The following is a 20,046-nucleotide window of genomic DNA, read 5'->3' on the forward strand; positions in this document are numbered from 1 at the left end:
AAGGAAGGGGAATTTTATCCCCCAACCTCGCTTAAAATGATTATTTTGTTCCTACTAATTTGATATTATCGATACGATAACCTCCCTCATTTAATGCTGCAACCGCATCAAATTCAATAGTGATCGGAGCTGCAGGAATACCTGTGTTAATAGTTTGCATTGAGAAGGAATTTTGTCCACCCAATACGCCAGGTTGTTGCAATTCTTGACCATTGATTTTGACTTTCACATTCTCCACCTTTTGTCCAGGGCGATTTGAAGCCATTGAATAGGTCAGTCTTAAATTAGTAAAGCCTGTTGTATTAATGTTTTGGATCTTTAAGCCTGTTGTTCTATTTGCTGGCAACCAAACATGTGCATCCATAGTCGTTGTTCTACGGATGTCGGCATATTCTGCTGTATACAGATCTGAATAACTTGCAGTCTTATTATAAAATCCTGTATACTGAGCTATTCTAAACCTTTTTGATCTATCGTCTATCGAGATATCACCAAAAGTTTCTTCATAAATAGTCTGTTCAACACCAGGATTGGGAGGATTAACCGTTCCACCATCTTTGCCAATAGTATGTGTTCCACCAGTAACTGAGGTCCAATCTGTAATAATCGCATTTCCAGTTACTGCAACTAATCCACCTACCTGAAGAGTGATATTATAGGTGTATTTCTTGCCGTTTTCATAGTTAAGGTTTGCTGGTAAAGTCCATTTATAATTATCAGACCCAACAGTAAACACCACTTCTTTAGCACTATAATCGCCTGGAATTAAAATAGCTTCAACAAATTGATCCGCATTTTGAGCAGTAACCTTTGCGTCGACATTTGCATTGGTAGAACCAGCTGAAATAGCTCCTGACGGAAGATCCATACTCGAAACGGTAGGTACGTTATTATACGCAGTTCTTAAACCTGTTAAATTGTTCACACCAGTTCCAGCCTTAACAATCAACTCGATTTTTGCCAATTTATGCGTAAATTCCAAACTTGCAGGTCCTGAGTTTTTGTCCAAATTCTTAGCATTGTCTGAATACATGACATCGATCTTCGCTAAATTGCTCTGATCCGAAACATTAAAATCTAATCTTGTCCCTGACAAATCAGCTGAATAAGGATAGTAAGCAATAAAATCTACCTGTCCTGTTTCAGGATAATTGATGATATCACCTCCGGTTGCCGTAAAGTTCCCGTTTCCGTTGGTTGAGTATTTTTTGTTTGCAGCCAGGATATTGGACAATCCAGTTCCCTGCTTCATAAATACACCAATTTCATCATTTGCATCCCATGCATTTCCATTTGCTTTTGTTGCAGTTGTACCTAGAATCCTAGAAGTGAACTTAACTTCCGATGGATTGGTCTTCTCCAACTTCCTGTAATCATCTTTTTTACAAGAAGATACCAAGGCGATAAACGCCAGGGTTGCAGCTAATAATTGTTTTGTTTTCATTGTAATTTATTTATTTGATTTATAGTAAGTCTTATCTCCAGATCGCATTATTGATCATGCTTTTTGTTCCTTCGGGAAGCCCCGGAAAAAAGCGATGTCCAGTCCTCTTTTCCAGTTCAGCCACAGTCATGCGATAACTGTTAAAGTGGGCACTAGCTGGTGTAACCTTATTTTCCATAAAAAATCCAATCGTATAATATTCCTTTCCCCTTTTTACAGCTAAGGCCTTATAGTAATACTTGGGTTTTGCAACGTCTTTATTTCCATTATCCTTCACATATTCTATGGGAGCATTGCCATCCCTTATTCCTGCACCTGTTACCACATACATTGTGTCCACCCCTGAATTCCTGGTCCAGGAACGGATCTGATTTTCCAACCTGGCCCACACTCCCTGATTCAAGGAACTGGTCTGAGCCGTCATATTGGTATAATAAAATGTCGTGGAGTTTTCGGCATAATTCTTTGTCCTATCAGCACTCGGAATCTGATGACCTCGGTCTATCCCTCCGATTCCAAAACCTCTTGATAACAAAGGTTGATTAAAGCTGGAAAAGTTTGGGTCATAGGCCCAATTGTCCGTACGGGACTGCCCCCCTAAATAGTCTCCACTCAATGGATAGGCCACCCAGTGAGCAATCCTGTTCTTCTTGTCGTAAAGCATTGAAAAATTTCGTTTGGAACGATCAGGAGTCATCTTAAAATTATATTCAAGGTCTGCTGAGTTTGAAATGATAGGCAATTCCATATAGGAAACAGATGGATTCGGATCCACCGTTCCATCATCGGTCAAATTGATACTATACTGGTATCTATTTCCCCGCACATAATCTATTGCCAACTTGCCAATTTCCCAGGTATAACTATTCCCTTTATTGCTAATGAAGACCATTTTGGATTGATCACTCAATCTTCCCGGAAAAATCACCCATTCAATTACCGTTTCCTGTCCTGCAGATAGGACCTTACCCTCCACTTCCTTGAATACCTGACGGGGAATTAACTGAGACTGATCTATTTGAAAAACAGCTTCCGTCTGTAAAGGGCTTATTTTTGCAGTAACCGCATTGATACCCGATCCTTTTACTCGAACCTGAATCTTGGCCATCAGTCTTTCGAAATTCAATTGTACTGGTCCCTGCTGATAGCCCATGGAATTAGCACTGTGCCCAATCATATAATCAATAGGAGCTTGTATCTGCTGATTGGATATATTCAATTCCCTCTGCAGATCAGATCTTCGTTGAAAAGGATAAAATGCAACAAACTTAACTTGCTTGTCTTTTGGAAAATCTAAGGCATCTGCCGATGTTTTGGGCGAGAAATTCCCGTTCCTTTGCGTTATAAACTGCTTATTGAACCCAGAAGGCACCACATTACCTGCTGTAAGAGACTGACCCTGATACATAAAAATTGAAATGGAATCCTGATCATCCCATTGCGTACCTGACATACGGGTCTGAACTTGGCCAGTAATCTTACTGGTAAACAAAACCGATTGATCTTGCTTAACTTGGATATTACTGAAGTCCTTCCGACAAGAACCCAAAAACAACAGCATAACTGCGAGAACAAAGAATAATCTCTTAATCATTAACTTAATATTTATTATATAAAAACCAATTATTTCGTATCATAATAAGTTTAGTTCAAAATAAAGACTCGGTTAGAGTTTTTAATTTTGAATTCACTAACAAATTTACCTTTGAATTAATATAGTTTAATTAAAAAGATATTAAGAATGTATTACCAATGCGCTTATGGTTAAACTCTATGTTAAGCAACATGATAAAAACCAATGAATTGGAAGATTGAACAAGCTTTTCCAAGCCTTTATTCAGAGGGCACAAAAAAAGGCAGAAACAAATAATGCTTCTGCCTTCCAGCTTTTATAAAAATTTCTTATTTCCGTTGGTAATGGAACTTACCTTTTTCTATCAAATCTTGTTGTTTTTCATCACAGATGGCAAAAGTAAATCCATCTTGCAAAGCGTAGGAACCAAATTCTCCATTCTTATTTAAGGCTAAAAATCCTACCTGAATATCTTTGGCAATCTCCGGTTTTTTCTTGACGATCCTCATGACCGCTTCCTTGCAGGCATCTTCAGGGGAATAACCTTGACGCATTAATTCCACCACTAAAAAACTACCTACATTCCTGATCACTTCCTCTCCTACACCGGTCGAAGTAGCGCCTCCAACCTCATTATCTACATACAGTCCTGCTCCGATAATTGGACTGTCGCCTACTCGGCCATGCATTTTAAAAGCCATGCCACTGGTGGTGCAAGCTCCAGAAAGATTACCGTCTGCATCTAGGGCCAACATGCCTATGGTATCATGGTTATATTTGTTTCCCGGCAGTCTTTCCGTGGCGAATGATTTATTTTCAATGTTCATGACCGGTTTGTAGTTCTTTTCCTTTAACCATTCTTTCCAAGCTTCCTCAGAACTAGGAGTCAATAAATTCTCAGCCTGGAATCCATTCTCCAATGCAAATTGTCTTGCCCCGGCGCCAACCAACATCACATGTGGCGTTTTTTCCATCACCAATCTCGCGACCGAGATTGGATGGGCAATATCTTCCATCGCCGCGACTGAACCACAATTACCATGCTCGTCCATAATACATGCATCCAAGGTCACATGTCCATCACGGTCCGGATAACCGCCTTTGCCCACTGTTACATTCTTCAGATCGGCCTCGGGGATTTTCACACCTGCTTCGACCGCATCAAGGGCCCGACCATTTTTCTTCAGGATTTCCCAAGCAGCTTGATTGGCTGCAACACCAAAATCCCAAGTGGAAATCACAATAGGCTTACGAACCGATTTCGTGGCTTTCTCTGTCGCTTGACAGGAAATAGCAGAAGCTACTGTACCTATACTGGCAGCCCCTATGATACCTTGTTTTATAAATTTTCTTCTTGAATGCATAGTATTTACAATATTAGGAATACAATTTACAAAGAACAAGGATTAAACGATTGTAAATTATGCGTTATTTCCAGTTAATTATTTGGAAAAAACGTAAAAATACGCTTAATTACAGGCAATTTTTCGCATATTTATGCGGTTTTACCAAGATAACAATTATTAAAGACTAGAATGATGATACGTATCACAGCGCTATTCTGCACATTTTTCTGTTTGAACAATATTTCTTTCGCACAAACAGACTCTACGATCTATAAAAAAGTAGATCAGATCGTTCAAGATGCCAAACAACAATTTGCTCCGGATAAACGAACCAAAATCGTTGCCCTTACGGAAGCTAATGCGATCAATAATCAGTATGTCATTGAGTCGAGTGTTGCTGAAGCCAGCGACTTCATCAAGGCTCAAACAGCTAATATTCCCGCAACAATCCGAATCAATGCCCTTCCGGATTCTACGGTAGGTCAAAAAGTCCATGGGGTTGTCAATCTATCGGTGGCAAACTTTAGAACAAAACCAGGAAATGCCTCTGAAATGGCAACACAGGCCATTCTTGGAACAGAGGTTGACCTGTTGCAAAAAGTAGATGGAGAATATAGAGCTAGAACCCCTGAAGGCTATATTTCATATGTACCTGCCTCCTCTATTGCAGCAATGGATCATGCCGATTTAGAAAAATGGAGAAAGCTTCCCAAATTAATCTACACAGCTGAATTTGGAAAATCACTCTCTCAAGCTGACCCAAAAAGTGTCCGGGTTTCTGACCTGGTTTATGGAAATATCCTAGGTTTATTAGCTGAAGAAGGAAATTATTATAAAGTAACCTATCCTGACCATCGTATTGCCTTTATCCCAAAAGATGAAGCATTAACTTTCGACAAATGGTTAGGCTCAAGAGAACTGACAGCAGACAATGTGATCAGCAGTGCCAAAACCATGATGGGCCTACCTTATCTTTGGGGCGGTACATCTGTTAAAGGTGTAGATTGCAGTGGTTTTACCAAAACTGCTTATTACATGAATGGCTACATCATCCCGAGAGATGCATCTCAGCAGGTATTAGCTGGCCAAAACATTGACATCCTAGATAAAGATGGGCATTTCGATGCTAAAAAAGCACTTAAAAACTTGAAACCAGCTGATTTATTGTTCTTTGCTTCTGGCAAAAACAGCAATCCAAATGCGCGTGTTACCCACGTCGCCTTATATATTGGAAATGGGGAATTCATACATTCGGCAGGAACCGTTCGTATCAACTCCATGTTGAAAGATGCCGCAAACTATGATGACTTCCAGACCAGGACCGTCGTTGCAGCAAAAAGATATATAGGCGTGAAAGATCAGCAAGTGCAAAAAATACAGGAAAACCCTTACTATAACCAAAAATAACCATGAACAGCAACGAGTGGCAAAGCAAAAAAATGGGAAAATTCACCCTGCGTTTCAAGCCTTATACACTTGAACTACGCCATGTATTTACCGTAGCTTCTTTTAGTCGATCAACAACCCCTGTTGTCCTGACTGAACTCGAATATGATGGTATTATTGGCTATGGCGAGGCAAGCATGCCTCCATACCTTGGGGAATCCCAGGAATCGGTCATGAATTTTTTGAACAAGATCGATCTTTCAAGCTTCAACTCCCCATTCCAGACCGAAGAGATCCTACGATACATCGATCAGGTCGATGCAAAGAATACCGCTGCTAAAGCTGCTGTCGATATCGCATTACACGATGTTTTAGGCAAAATAATGGGCCAGCCGTTTTATAAAATCTGGGGATTAAACCCTGATCTTATTCCGCCAACATCCTATACCATTGGAATTGACACGGAGGAAATGATCCGCAAAAAAGTAGCTGAGGCTGAGCAATTCAAGATCTTGAAAGTAAAACTTGGTCTGGACACAGACAAAATGATCATTGATACGATCCGTTCAGTAACGGATGTTCCTTTATGTGCGGATGTTAATCAAGGCTGGAAAAACAAAGAGGAAGCTTTGGAAATGTCCCATTGGTTAAATGAAAGAAACGTTGTTTTCCTGGAACAACCGATGCCAAAGGAAATGATCGATGAAAATGCTTGGCTAACTGAACGTTCTCCAATCCCTACGATTGCGGACGAAGGTTGCCAGCGCCTTGCCGATGTGCCGGCTCTAAAAGATGTTTATACAGGCATCAACATCAAATTGATGAAGTGTACAGGGATGCGTGAAGCTAAGAGAATGGCTGAATTGGCCCGCTCTTTAGATATGAAAGTGATGTTGGGCTGTATGACTGAAACCTCCTGTGCCATTACCGCAGCAGCTCAATTAGCTCCATTAGTGGATTGGGCAGATTTGGATGGGGCCTTATTGATTGCAAATGATATCTACGACGGTATGCAGGTAAAAGATGGTTTATGCCACTTACCTGACCGACCTGGAATTGGAATATTGAAAATATAAATTGGACAAAAAAACCAAAAAACACATTACCTAGAAAAACAGATTACCTAAGAATAACAAATTACCAAAATTATGAAACATCACTTGCTCACAACTTTGTGCGTAGTGGCTTGCACGTCTATGCAGGTCGTTAATGCGCAACAAATCGCTGTGGCTGGGAAAGTTTCTGGATCAGATGGCACTCCGCTTGTTGGAGTAACTGTATCTGTGAAAGGAACAACAATCAGTACCAGTACCAACGAGAATGGCTTGTTTTCGCTCAATGCAGATCACAATGCCATCTTGGTTGTATCTTATATAGGATACACAAGCCAAGAAATCCCACTGAACGGAAGAAAAGCCATCAACATCACCTTAAATCAGGATGACCAAGCCATCGATGAAGTTATGGTTGTTGCTTATGGTACTGCCAAGAAAAGCTCCTTTACAGGATCCGCAGCAACCGTAAATTATGAAAAAGAGGCAAAGGACATTCCCGTTACCTCATTTGAACAAGCTTTAACGGGTCGCGTACCGGGTGTTCAGATCAATACGACTTCAGGCCAGGCTGGATCAACCTCCAGTATCCGGGTCAGGGGAATCGGTTCCATGAACGCTTCCAACGAACCATTATATGTAGTAGATGGAGTACCGGTAGTTTCTGGAAATGTGGGCCAAATGAGTGGGGCTCTTTCCGGAAGTAGCAACAACATCATGGCCACCATTAATCCAAATGACATCGAATCCATTTCAATTCTGAAAGATGCCGCAGCAGCTTCTTTATATGGTTCGCGTGCAGCAAATGGGGTAGTGATCATTACGACCAAATCAGGAAAGGCAGGAAAACCGAAAATCGATTTCCGTACCTCCTACGCCGTAACACCAAATTGGGCGACTGACAACTACAAACCTGGGAATCCTCAAGAACAGATCCAGTACTTCTACCAAATCTTCCACGATTACAGAACCTCCAACGGATACACCCAAGAACAGGCAAATCAATATGCCTTAAACCGTATGGATACAAGATTCGGCATCCATGGCTATGAATTCTCTAGCGAAGGAACCGGCTTGTATGATAAAATTATCATCAAGGGAAAAACCGACGGAGTTGAAAATAGAGACGGTCAATATTTTGATTGGAATGACGCTCTTTTCCGCACTGGAAAATATCAGACAAATGACCTTGCGGTTAGTGGTGCTAGCGATAAAACTAAATATTATTCCTCTTTGTCTTATACTACCGACAAAGGTAGAGCCTATACCAATGAGTTTGAAAGAATCGGCGGCCGATTGAATTTTTCCCAAAAACTTTCTGAAAAAGTTGAATTTGCCACCAACTTCAATTTAAACCATAACAACAAGGAAGGTTACAACGACACACGTAACACAGGGACAAACTATATGTACCTTGCAAACAACCTCTTGTTCCCTTTCTATTGGCCTACAGATTATAAAACAGGCAAAGAATACACAACACGCTATAATTCTTTAGGTTACAACCCATTGTACTATGATAAACAATGGGAGAATAATTCAAAGACTCTTCGCATTGTTGCTGCTCCATCGTTGACCGTAAAATTCCTTCCGGAGTTGACCGGTAAAACCATCTTCTCCTACGATAATGCCGAAGTAAAGGATCATTTATATTATAGCCCACTGCATTACCACACTACTTATGGTGCTACTGCTAACGGAACTGTATTTGAATACAGCACAAATTACAAGAAGTTGATTTCTTCTTCAACTTTGAATTATAACAAAACCTTTGCTACGGAACATACCCTAGATTTATTGGTAGGATTTGAAGCTGAAAAGAATGAAACGAACTATCAATTCGCAAGTGGCTCCAACCTTCCTTCCAGCTCGCTGCATACCGTAGCTACTGCCGGTATCAAAGATGCGGACGCATACATGTGGGGAAATAATATGATGTCGGTATTCTCTAGAGCTGAATACAATTTTAAAAACACTTATTTCCTTTCAGGATCCTTGAGAAGGGACGGTAACTCCAGATTAGGACCTGATACCCGTTGGGGTAATTTCTGGTCTTTGTCAGCGGCTTGGAACTTAAAAAATGAGAGCTTCATTTCAGACATCGAAGAAATCAATCTCCTAAAACTAAAAGCTTCCTATGGTACCAATGGTACTCTTCCTACCTCGAATTTCGGCTGGAGATCCTTGGCTTCGTATGGATATAACTACATGGATCAACCAGGTGGAATCTTGACTACCATTGCAGACAAGGATTTAAAATGGGAAAAGAGCCATACATTCAACGTAGGTGCTGAATTCGGTTTATTCAACAATAGATTATATGGTACTGTTGAATATTTCAATAGAGATTCGAAAGACCTATTGCAGGATGTAAACATCTCTCTAGTAACCGGATTTAACTCTACTCTTCTGAATGTTGGGGAAATCAACAATAAAGGGCTTGAAATTTCAGTAGGTGGAGACCTGATCAAGAAAGAGGATTTCCGTTGGTCTGCTAATGTCAATACTTCTTTCCTGAAATCAAAAGTTTCAAAACTTTATGGAGGTAAGGATATCACTTGGTGGGACCCAACAGGTGGAGATTCAAGAGTGCAATTTATGTATAAAGAAGGGGAAGATGTGTACTCGTACTACATGGCTGAATGGGCAGGTGTAGATCCGAGCAATGGTAAACCAATGTGGTATACCAATGACGGTACAGAAGGAGAATTCTTGCACAACGGACGTGGTGCTACCAATAAGGTAAGTGATGCAAAACAAGTCATCGTTGGCTCTCCGATCCCTAAAGCCTACGGAGGTTTCAATACCGATATTGAATACAAAGGTTTCTCATTGGGATTAAACTTCACTTATAAAATCGGTGGAAAATTATTTGATGCGGGCTCAAGAGATGTTGCAGAAGATGGTTATTACTGGGAAAGGATCCGTTCATATTACGCCATACAGAACGTATGGACACCAGACAACACCGATGCACTTTATCCTTTTGTCAGCGGAAATGACCCAGAAGATGGTATCACACGCTCAACACGTCACCTATACGATGCCTCATTCCTACGCTTGAAAAACGTGAATGTATCTTATCGTTTGCCAAGTGCAGTAGTCAACAAAATTGGATTTAGCAATGCTAGGATCTTCTTCAATGGTACTAATTTATTAACCGCTTCTAAATTTAAATGGGCTGACCCTGAGGTTAACCAGTTTGGAACAAGAGGTTGGGAAACTCCTTTCGGAAAAACCTACACCTTCGGATTAGAAGTTAGTCTATAACCTTCAATTATTATCATCATGAAAAAGAATTCATTATATATCATAGCACTTGCAAGTTTATCGTTGTTTTCTTGTAAGGATTTCTTGGATGTAAAACCAACCAACTCCACCGATTCCAGTGTAACCATTCAAACGGTTGCCGATGCGAAGGTGATGATCAATGGTTTGACAAGACAGATTGTAAAATCAAGCTTATTTGGCCGAAACTTAATGCTCTACGGAGATGCAAAAGGGGGTGATCTAACCATTGTTTCCCAAGGCCGCGGGCTGGATGCATTATATGTATTCAACCATTCCATCAATAACAACAATTATTCTGATTTCTGGGCAGATGGATATAATGCCATTATGCAAGCAAACAATATTATCAAAAGTATCGATGACCTCCAAGCAGCCGGAACTGAACTGGACTTCAATAACTTTGAAGGTCAAGCTTTAACCATTCGTGCCTTATTGCATTTTGAGCTAGTGAAGCTTTATGGAAAAACATATACCCAAGATCCAAATGCATTAGGGGTTCCTATTGTTACCGAAGCATTAAGTACCTCTGCCCAACCCTTGCGTAATAAAGTTTCTGAAGTGTATGGTCAGATCGTAAAGGACCTAACTGCGGCGGCAGAGTTGCTTCCTAAAACGAAGGCGAATGGCTACATAAATTACTACGCTAATAGAGTTATCCTTTCAAGGGTCTACATGACCATGGGAGATTTTGACAAAGCATTGGCTGCAGCTGAAGAAGTCATTGACTCCAAGGTTTATTCCTTATACTCCAACAGCGAATGGGTGCCTTCTTGGGCAAATCAATTTGGCAAAGAGTCGATTTTTGAAATCACCCTAGCTAAAGATCAAGGAGATTTAGGTTCCGCATCCTTAGGTTTCTATTATTTGAAGAATAAGGATAACAATGCACTTGGTAATTTCACAGCTTCAGACTATTTCTTATCACGTTTAGGACAAGATGAGGAAGATGTACGTTGGGGAATTTTCACCAAAGATGAATTGGACCGTCAAGCAGCTTGCTATAAGTATGTGGGCTCAGTTGAAAAAGATGGCGATGGCAAGGATACTTATACCGCTGTCAATATTAAAGTAGCCCGTTTATCTGAAGTCTATTTAAATGCGGCCGAATCAGCTTTGAAAAAACCATCTCCTGACAAAGTTAAAGCAGCAAACTACCTGAACGAAATCCGCAAGCGTGCTCCTGAATTGGCGCCGGCAACGGCTGCAACTGTTACAGAAGCCATGATCTTGGATGAAAAGAGCAAGGAACTTTACGGCGAAGGTCAACGTTATTGGGATATGATCCGCACAAATAAAACGATCACCTTCAATGATGAACATGTTGGAGTTACCATGTCACATAGACAAAAATCCATCAACAGGACTTTCTTCAAAACCATTCTCCCTATTCCACAAGTGGAAATCAATGCAAACCCAGGTCTTGAAGCACAGCAAAACCCAGGTTATTAAACTTAATTATAATATTACAACATCAGGCGGTCAGATTGACCGCCTTTTTTTGACCCAAAATGAATGAGCAATGTCATTAAGCATAGTATTTTTATTGATATTAAGGAACAAAGCATCACGGAGAAATGTGAACTTTCAAAATTTAAGACAACTAATATTGAATTGACGTACAGACTCTTCACTGATCGTTCAGAATCAAAATGTGCTAAAGAGGGATTCAGAGTGAAACGAAGAATCTATTTCTTTTTTTTAGGAGGATTGGGTCATTCCGAAATCGTAAGATGAGGAAACCATTTCAATTGTTTGTGGATGTTCCGAGACCCTTCGGCGGTGCCCTCAGGGTGACACAAAAAAGGTATAGAAAAATATTTCACCCACGCTGTGGGTTGGCCAAAGAACAAATCACCCTTCTACAAAGATTTCACCCACGCTGTGGGTTTTAAAATTCTAAAAGCATTCATCTCTCCTTCCGAAGGAAGTTCCTTTTGCCCCCGGCTCATTTCCAATGGCGGAAAAATGGAAAGAATGCCGTTGCCCTGTGCGATGGGATTGGCCTTGGAATGCTTTCTCTAGATCATCCTCCCAAAAGGGATGATCTTGAGAAAGATATTCCCGACATCAAGGCATTCTTTTCATGTGTAGTGGATGGTGCGAAAAGCCATCTTAAATGAGCCGAAGCGGTTTGGTTACTTTTCCGCGAAAAAAGTAACGGAAGGACCTATCAAGCAAAAGGGATCGGAGGGATTATCTCTTTTTCAGCCCTTTACAAAAAAAATCCTATCCTCTTTCCACATCCCATAAATATTCATTATTTACTTCTCTTTTTTAGCAAAATCTTCACAAAAACGCAAGGTTTTTAACAAATTCCTCAAATTTTCACAAATAGAGTAACTTAACAATAATATCCTTTGCATTTTTTTGCAATTTTTTCATTGTTTTTAACATGAATCCGTTATATTCGTTTATCTAATAACCAATAACTCTAAAGATGAATTTACCAACTTGCTTATCAATTGCGGTTGCATCATTATGTTCCATACAGATGCTCTCCGCGCAACAATTGTCCATAGCTGGAAAGGTGACCAACGCCGAAGGTGAACCCATTGTTGGAGCCTCCATTTTTGTAAAAGGCACACAGCAGGGTACTTCCAGTAATGAGAGCGGATTGTTTACTTTGAATGCACCAAGCAGCGGAACGCTGTTAATCCGTGCTGTAGGATACGCTCCTTTGGAAGTCCCTATCAGCGGAAGAACGAACATTTCCATTCAACTTCAACATGATGACAGTGAAATCGATGAAGTTGTAGTGACAGCTTTAGGTATCCAAAGAAGTGAAAAATCGCTAGGATATGGTGCCCAAAGCGTGAACAGTGCCACTTTAAACTCCAACAAACAACCCAACTTGGTCAATGCATTACAAGGTAAAATAGCCGGTGCGACCATCAGCTCGACCGGTGGTGCCCCTGGTCAAGGTGCAAATATCCAAATCCGTGGTATCAACTCCATCGACCCTACCCGTGATAACCAACCACTTTTCGTAATCGACGGTATCCTAATGGATAACTCGACTTCTACACAAGGTGGTGCTGAAGTACGTGGTATGAGTAACCGTTCAGTGGATATCAACCCTGATGACATTGAAACCATCAATATCCTTAAAGGTGGAGCGGCAACCGCACTGTATGGACTTCGTGGTGCAAATGGTGTTGTCATCATTACCACTAAGAGCGGCAAAGCTGGCTCTTTGAAAATTGATTATCAAGGAACAGTTGGTTTTGAAAATGTCAACAAATTCCCTAAAATGCAGGACACCTATACCCAAGGATGGAAAGGTGTTTATGATAAAGATGATTTCTGGCCTGCTTGGGGACCTACCGTAGCTGAAGCTATTAAAGTAGACCCTACGCATCCAACCACACTATACAAACCTTTTGAAGAAGCCTTCGAAACCGGAAACCAATTCCGGAACTCCCTAAGTTTCTCCGGAGGATCTGAAAAATTCAGTTTCTTGACTTCTGTATCCCAATTGAAACATAATGGGGTACTACCGGCAACAGATTTCAAAAATTACCAAGCTCGATTGAACACCAATTTCACCTTAAGTGAAAAATTAAAAGGTGGTTCTTCCCTTGCAGTGACCAACTCTGGAGGTTACCGTGGAAACGCCAACCGTTATGCCGAGCAATTGATCTATTGGACCCCAAGATACAATGTGAGGGATTACCTTATGGAAAATGGCACCATGAAATCTTATGGTGAAACCGACAACCCGATCTATGTCGCTCATACCAACAGATTTAAAGACGATGTATTGCGCGTAATCGGAGGTTTTGACTTAACCTATTCCCCAGCAAAATGGGTGGACTTGATGTACCGCGTAGGTATTGATGCCTATAGGGATAATCGCGAAGGAACAGCTATCGGATATCAAGGACTTGCTGATGAAAGATTGGTCTATGATAATGGTGTTGAAGGTGCTGATGGTCGCGGATTTTATAATGTCTACAACAATAATTTCAGGGCATTGACCAGTACCTTCATCGCAACCTTCAAACATGATTTCAATGATGACCTAAACGCTACATTACGTGTTGGGCAGGATGTTTACGACCGATTCATTAAAAGAACAGCCACCGAAGGTGGAGATTTAACGGTATATAACTGGTTTGATCTAGGCAATGCCAACATCATCAAAGCGGCCACATACAATGAAAAATATAGATTGATGGGCTTCTTCGGTGAGTTGAACTTAGCTTACAAAGATTATCTATTCTTAACCTTGACAGGCAGAAATGACATCACCTCTACCTTGAGCAAGAATAACCGTTCTTTCTTCTACCCTTCTGCAACATTAAGCTATGTGCTTTCAGACCAATTCAGTATGCCTGAAGCTATTAACTTTGCCAAATTGCGCTTGTCGTATGCACAGATCGGTAAAGATGCTGCACCTTATTCAACAAGTGCTGGTTTCGCTCCTTATACCAACCTGCCAACAGGTTATATTGGTTTTACAAGACCTTCCTTATTGGGTGACCCGCAATTAAAACCTGAATTTACTGACACCTATGAGGTGGGGATGGAAATGAAGTTCTTACAATCTCGATTAGGATTAGATGTCAACTTCTATAACTCAGTGAGTAAGGACCAAATTATCCAAGTCCCTGTATCTTCAACAACAGGATTCGTTACTGCTTCGATTAACGCAGGTAGTATCCGTAACAGAGGTCTGGAGATCACTTTAAATACCACACCTGTTAAGAAAGACAACTTCTCATGGAATTCAGACATCAATTTTTCATTCAACAGGAACAAGATCCTGTACATCCGCGAGGATTTAGATGATGAAATTGTAGTTTCTTCTGAATATGGCTACTTGAACTCAACCGTTTCCATGCGTATCCGCCCAGGAGAGTCCTATGGTACACTTTATGGAAGAACTTACAAGCGTTATTATACTCCTGATGAGATCGCTCAGGGCTTGGACAAAACCCGTGAATACGATGAGAGCCGTCCATTATTGATCGGTGCCAATGGTTTCCCTGTATTGGAATCGACCTCAGTTCCTAAGAAATTAGGCAATGTTCAACCAAGCTGGGTAGGCGGTTGGAACAACACCTTCAATTACAAGAGCCTATCTTTAAATGTATTGGTCGATGCACGTGTGGGTCAATACCGTTACAACCAATTAGGAAACTTTATGGCTGCATTCGGCGAGGCTGATTATACAGAAGACCGTAATGACTACAAAGTATTTGATGGTGTATTGGCTGACGGCTCAAAGAATACAAAAGAGGTATGGTTAGGCCAAGGAAAAGACCCTAAAAATGGTGTGGATTATGGAAATGGTTATTACAGAGATAACTTCCGTGGAAACTCCCAATTCTTTGTGGAAGACGCTTCATGGTTAAGATTACGTTCTGTATCCATTGGCTATAGCTTACCACAACAATGGTTAGAAAACAAGTTTGTTAAGAACGCTAGAGTTTCTTTGATTGGAAACAACCTTGCCCTTTGGACAAAGTATTCAGGATATGACCCTGAAAACTCAACCACGGCAAGTGGATCGAATATCGAAGGCTTTGCAGGGATGACTTACCCTGCTGTCAGAAGCTTCTTATTCAGCTTAAATGTTGGCTTTTAATTCTTAAGATCATGAACAAATTCATCAAAATAGGTAAAATTTCCTTACTGGCCCTAGCCCTGTTCTCCTTGAACAGTTGCAAGGACTATTTCGAAATGACCGATAACCCTAACTTGGTTCAAACTCCGCCTTTGAACGCCCTATTGACTACAGCTACACATAAGGCTGCATTCAACAACTATAGGATTGCATATTTCAACAATCAGTACTCGCAATATTTCGCGAGCCCCTCTGGTGGTTCGGATACAGATACTTACCAGATCACCAATAATTCATCAACGTGGAACAACCTTTTTTATTCTTTAGCCGATCTGTATGACTTTATGGTCAAATCGGAAGAAGCTGGAGCTTCTCATCACCTTGCTGTCGCACAAGCTTTGACAGCGTATCAATTGGCCTTGGTCGCTGATACTTGGGGCTCTGTTCCTTTCAGCAAGGCCTTTGGAAAAGAAGAAACCCTTACCGTTCCTTTTGACTCCGAAGAAGACTTATATAAAGCGCAGGTAGACCTCATCAATAAAGCTTTGGAGAATTTCAAAAAAACGGATGCTACCCAGGAGCTGAGTGCCAAGGATGATCTTTTATGTGGCGCTGACCTAAACAAATGGATCAAACTGACCAACGGATTAAAAGCCCGTGTCCTGAACAAGATAAGCAAGAAAGCTGCATACAATCCGAAACAGGTTTTGGCAGCTGCCCAAGCTTCTTTGCAATCCAATGCTGAAGATATCGGTATGTCCACCTTTGATGGTGTAAATCCATGGGCATCCATCTCGATCAGCAACCTTTTGAACAACTTGGATGGCTGGTTAGGAAGTAATTTCATTGATCAAATGAATGGTAAAACTTACGGAATCGTAGACCCAAGAATTTCCAAGATCACAGAAAAAACAGTTCATGGCGTTTATGTAGGTACAATAAGCGGTCAAGGTAACGTAGGTGCTGCCAATACAGTTCGTGATGAATGTTATATCAGCTCCAAATCTCCGGTAAGCAGTGAAACATCTCCATTGATGATCCTGACTTATGCTGAAGTAAAATTCATTGAAGCAGAAGCCGCTTTTAGAGACAATAACAAACCTGTAGCATATGCAGCCTTCCTCGCCGGTGTCAAAGCCAGTATGGATAAATTAGGGGTGCCAGCTGAAGATGCCACAAAATACATTACGGCAATCTCCGTAGGACAGGCAAACCTAACGCTATTGGACATATTCCGCGAAAAATACATCGTTACCTACCTCAATGCTGAAGCATGGAACGATGTACGCCGCTTCGATTACAAGTACAAAGACTTCAAACTACCAATCGGTGCCGTATTAGGTGGCAAATTTATCCGCCGAGTAGCTTACCCCGCAGATGAAATCACCGAAAACGGATCCAATGTACCAGCTGAAGTACCATTGAGTACCGAGCTTTGGTGGGATAAACCGTAAGGGAGGATTAAGATATGAGATTTGAGTATTGAGATATCAACTCTACGAGGTATTGAGATATTAACTCTACGAGGTATTGAGATATGAGATTTGAGTATTGAGATATTAACTCTACAAGGTATTGAGATATGAGATTTGAGTATTGAGATATTAACTCTACAAAAAAGGGGACCAAAATTGGTCCCCTTTTATAATTTCTATAATATCTATCTTATCTCACATCTCACATCTTACATCTATAGCACCCTTTCTATCTCAAATCTCAGATCTCACATCTCATATCTAAAGCACCCTTTCTATCTCAAATCTCAGATCTCACATCTCATATCTAAAGTACCCTTTCTATCTCAAATCTGAGATCTCACATCTCATATCTAAAGCACCCTATTCTTCAATAGCCCAACCTCACTTAATGGTTTGGACAGGTCTATGAGGTATCCATTGAGAACGGCGTATTTTAGGGTTCCGTTGGAATCACCGATATAGAAGTTGGCGGTTCCACCAAGGTCGATAAAAGGCGTTGCTGCAAAGGCTTGGGTTCCAAAAATATGGATCGGCAAATTATGTAGCATACTGGCCTGTTCGGGTTTTAAGGTCGTCACCTGAACGCCCATATATCCTTTTTTCAAAAGGTCATAGGCAATTTCCGGGGTAATGGACTCTAAACTTGGAACTGGTTTTTCGGCTATCTTACCTTGGATAAATTTAAGGCCATTTCCATCCACTTCATCATATCCAAAAGATTCAGGAAGGTCTCCTATATCCTCAACCCTGCCCCGCACAAAGAAATCCCTGCCATCAGTGGTTTCCCCGCGTCTGATAGCGATATCACTTTTCAATGGAATAGAATCTGATCCGAATTCCAAACCACGAATGACGATATCATGCATATTGCTAGCGTTGAATGGAATATCTTCATAACCCTTGGCATCGTAATTTTCATAGGTTCCCTGGGCTATTTCCATCAATGCATTGAGAATGATCACGAAATTCAACTTCCGGATTTCTTGTTTCTCAGGGTCACCTTTTAAGCCTCCCGACTCAATTAATACGGTACTTGCACCCCAAGATTGGAAGTTATCTCCAAATCCTCGCGGGGTATAGGTATCATCATATTTCGCAACCGCGTCCGGAATATATTGCTGCAGGACTTTATTCATTCCCACAATGATCTGCATCGCTCCTTCGCGAACCTCATTGATCTCACGCTCTGTATTATAGGCGGGAGCCAATAAGGAAATGGTCACTGGATTTTTCGTGCCGGGAACATTGTAATAAATATTCTGATCATGCAGATTGAAACCATAGCGAGGTTGTATTTCCTTAGCACGAGCTTTCAACAGGGCCCCTTCAACCGTCTGTCCAGCTCTGGCATCTCTATTGAGGTCAATGCTCTGCGCATTCCTACGAAGATATCGCTCTGCACCATCAGGGTTCAACATGGGTATGAAGTGAATATTCAATTTATCTTTCAGCAAGGTCCTGACGCTATCAAAACCATCATCCTTACCTTCCAAGAAATTAAACAGGTCAAACAAAGCCATGGTAGCTGTAGGTTCATCACCGTGCATCTGGGACCAGAGCATTACTTTTTTGTCACCATTTCCATATTCCAGCTCATTGATCGAACGACCTTCAACCGATTTACCAATTTCAGAGATCTTAAAAACATTGCTTTTCTTATGCAGTTGCAACAGGGAGTCAATGTCTTTATGTTTAAATCGTCTGGAAAAAAGTGCGGATTCTTTATAGGTTGAATGAATCTTATTCATTTGTGCAGTATCCAGGTTATAACCTGGAATATTACCATTAGAGGATCCTGAAAATGGATTACTGCAAGTCGTTGCGGCCAAAAGGCCTAAGGAAATGACAAAAAATTTCATACTATACTAACGCTTTCTCTAAAATTTCTATTGTACCCTTATTGGCATCTATTCTAGCTCTAACTCCAACGGGCAGCAAGAACTGATCATTGATATGTCCAATTACCGCACCAGAATAGGATGGTATATTCAATGGCTTTATAAAATCCCTTAGGATCTGGTCAAGATTTAAGGAACCATAACCACCTGAGGGAGAACAATCGGTACATTTGCCAAAAACAAATCCTTTGATTTGTGAAAGAATACCAGCATTCATCAACTGGCAGAACATACGGTCCACCTTTTCTGGAGACTCGTTGATTTCTTCCAAAAACAGGATACTATCTTTGAAATCTGGTAAAAATTCAGATCCACAAAGACCAGAAATCAGGGTTAAATTGCCACCTAATAACTTTCCTTCTGCAACTCCAGGGTTAATGGTCGTTATCCTATCCTTATATTGAATGATATCATCGCCTTTTTTCGCAGGATTGCTATAGCTTACCAATTTGTTGTCCACAAATTGATCCGTAAAGGTCTTTGCTACAAAGTTACTCCATGTACTCGTCCCTACAGGACCATGGAAAGTAACCATGCCAATTTTAGCTTGGAAAGCCATAATCAATGCCGTGATATCACTATAGCCCAATAAGGCTTTAGGATTCTTAGCAACCATATCATAATCTATACGTTTCAACAAACGCGAAGCACCAGCTCCGCCACGGATACATAAAATGCCAGCCACGGATTTATCCGCAAACATATTATGCAGGTCCTCCAATCGTTGATCATCCGTACCAGCTAAATTGCCATAACGCTCCCGGATATATTTCCCTTCTTTTACCTTAAAACCAAAATATTCCAGAACCTCTCTTGTCTGGGTGATGGAATCTTCCCCAGTCACGGCACTCGCAGGAGCAATGATACCAATAGTGTCTCCGGCTTTTAAGACCTTCCCTTTCAGCAACGGCTGGATCTGATTAGCTACAGCCATGGCCTCTGATTTTCCAAACAAAGGAATGGCGGCTAAACCGATTCCCAATGATTTAATAAATGAACGTTTATCCAT

11 protein-coding genes are annotated in these 20,046 nt (G+C 40.9%); 6 read left to right on the forward strand and 5 right to left on the reverse strand.

Features of this window, described 5'->3' with window-relative positions:
- Positions 1–40 precede the first annotated feature (40 nt).
- The 3 genes from RT138_RS08250 to RT138_RS08260 all read right to left on the reverse strand — a co-directional run bounded on the left by RT138_RS08250 (position 41) and on the right by RT138_RS08260 (position 4,381).
- The gene (locus RT138_RS08250) at positions 41–1,444 is read right to left on the reverse strand and encodes a fimbrillin family protein (RefSeq protein ID WP_313190285.1); all 1,404 of its coding nucleotides are present in this window, start codon (positions 1,442–1,444) and stop codon (positions 41–43) included.
- A gap of 31 nt (positions 1,445–1,475) precedes the next feature.
- A complete protein-coding gene (locus RT138_RS08255; RefSeq protein ID WP_313190286.1) occupies positions 1,476–3,038 on the reverse strand; it encodes a DNA/RNA non-specific endonuclease in 1,563 nt (520 codons plus the stop codon).
- A gap of 308 nt (positions 3,039–3,346) precedes the next feature.
- Entirely contained in the window at positions 3,347–4,381 is a 1,035-nt protein-coding gene (locus RT138_RS08260; protein ID WP_313190287.1) for a N(4)-(beta-N-acetylglucosaminyl)-L-asparaginase, read from the reverse strand.
- A 171-nt stretch (positions 4,382–4,552) separates the two neighbouring features.
- Here RT138_RS08260 and RT138_RS08265 point away from each other — a divergent pair, with 171 nt between their 5' ends.
- The 6 genes from RT138_RS08265 to RT138_RS08290 all read left to right on the forward strand — a co-directional run bounded on the left by RT138_RS08265 (position 4,553) and on the right by RT138_RS08290 (position 17,115).
- A complete protein-coding gene (locus RT138_RS08265) occupies positions 4,553–5,770 on the forward strand; it encodes a C40 family peptidase (protein ID WP_313190288.1) in 1,218 nt (405 codons plus the stop codon).
- A gap of 32 nt (positions 5,771–5,802) precedes the next feature.
- Positions 5,803–6,825 (forward strand): dipeptide epimerase, encoded by a 1,023-nt coding sequence (locus RT138_RS08270; protein ID WP_313190289.1) that lies wholly within the window; start codon positions 5,803–5,805, stop codon positions 6,823–6,825.
- A gap of 72 nt (positions 6,826–6,897) precedes the next feature.
- Positions 6,898–10,071 carry a TonB-dependent receptor gene (locus RT138_RS08275; protein WP_313190290.1) on the forward strand — a complete coding sequence of 1,058 codons (3,174 nt, stop codon included), beginning with the start codon at positions 6,898–6,900 and terminating at the stop codon, positions 10,069–10,071.
- 18 nt (positions 10,072–10,089) lie between these two features.
- Entirely contained in the window at positions 10,090–11,541 is a 1,452-nt protein-coding gene (locus tag RT138_RS08280) for a RagB/SusD family nutrient uptake outer membrane protein (protein WP_313190291.1), read from the forward strand.
- Positions 11,542–12,529: 988 nt separating this feature from the next.
- Positions 12,530–15,682, forward strand: a complete 3,153-nt coding sequence (locus RT138_RS08285) for a SusC/RagA family TonB-linked outer membrane protein (RefSeq protein WP_313190292.1) — start codon at positions 12,530–12,532, stop codon at positions 15,680–15,682.
- An 11-nt stretch (positions 15,683–15,693) separates the two neighbouring features.
- Entirely contained in the window at positions 15,694–17,115 is a 1,422-nt protein-coding gene (locus RT138_RS08290; protein WP_313190293.1) for a SusD/RagB family nutrient-binding outer membrane lipoprotein, read from the forward strand.
- A gap of 374 nt (positions 17,116–17,489) precedes the next feature.
- Here the strand turns inward: RT138_RS08290 and RT138_RS08295 are convergent, their stop codons facing one another.
- A complete protein-coding gene (locus tag RT138_RS08295; RefSeq protein ID WP_313190294.1) occupies positions 17,490–18,998 on the reverse strand; it encodes a M14 family zinc carboxypeptidase in 1,509 nt (502 codons plus the stop codon).
- A 1-nt stretch (position 18,999) separates the two neighbouring features.
- Complete coding sequence (locus RT138_RS08300) at positions 19,000–20,046, reverse strand: LD-carboxypeptidase (RefSeq protein WP_313190295.1); 1,047 nt, start codon at positions 20,044–20,046, stop codon at positions 19,000–19,002.

The organism is Sphingobacterium sp., from assembly GCF_032065005.1.
Lineage (GTDB): Bacteria > Bacteroidota > Bacteroidia > Sphingobacteriales > Sphingobacteriaceae > Sphingobacterium.

Coding starts and splice junctions, on each gene's coding strand:
- RT138_RS08250 (WP_313190285.1), bottom strand. CDS start 1,444: ATGAAAACAAAACAATTATTAGCTGCAACCCTGGCGTTTATCGCCTTG.
- RT138_RS08255 (WP_313190286.1), bottom strand. CDS start 3,038: ATGATTAAGAGATTATTCTTTGTTCTCGCAGTTATGCTGTTGTTTTTG.
- RT138_RS08260 (WP_313190287.1), bottom strand. CDS start 4,381: ATGCATTCAAGAAGAAAATTTATAAAACAAGGTATCATAGGGGCTGCC.
- RT138_RS08265 (WP_313190288.1), top strand. CDS start 4,553: ATGATGATACGTATCACAGCGCTATTCTGCACATTTTTCTGTTTGAAC.
- RT138_RS08270 (WP_313190289.1), top strand. CDS start 5,803: ATGGGAAAATTCACCCTGCGTTTCAAGCCTTATACACTTGAACTACGC.
- RT138_RS08275 (WP_313190290.1), top strand. CDS start 6,898: ATGAAACATCACTTGCTCACAACTTTGTGCGTAGTGGCTTGCACGTCT.
- RT138_RS08280 (WP_313190291.1), top strand. CDS start 10,090: ATGAAAAAGAATTCATTATATATCATAGCACTTGCAAGTTTATCGTTG.
- RT138_RS08285 (WP_313190292.1), top strand. CDS start 12,530: ATGAATTTACCAACTTGCTTATCAATTGCGGTTGCATCATTATGTTCC.
- RT138_RS08290 (WP_313190293.1), top strand. CDS start 15,694: ATGAACAAATTCATCAAAATAGGTAAAATTTCCTTACTGGCCCTAGCC.
- RT138_RS08295 (WP_313190294.1), bottom strand. CDS start 18,998: ATGAAATTTTTTGTCATTTCCTTAGGCCTTTTGGCCGCAACGACTTGC.
- RT138_RS08300 (WP_313190295.1), bottom strand. CDS start 20,046: ATGGATAAACGTTCATTTATTAAATCATTGGGAATCGGTTTAGCCGCC.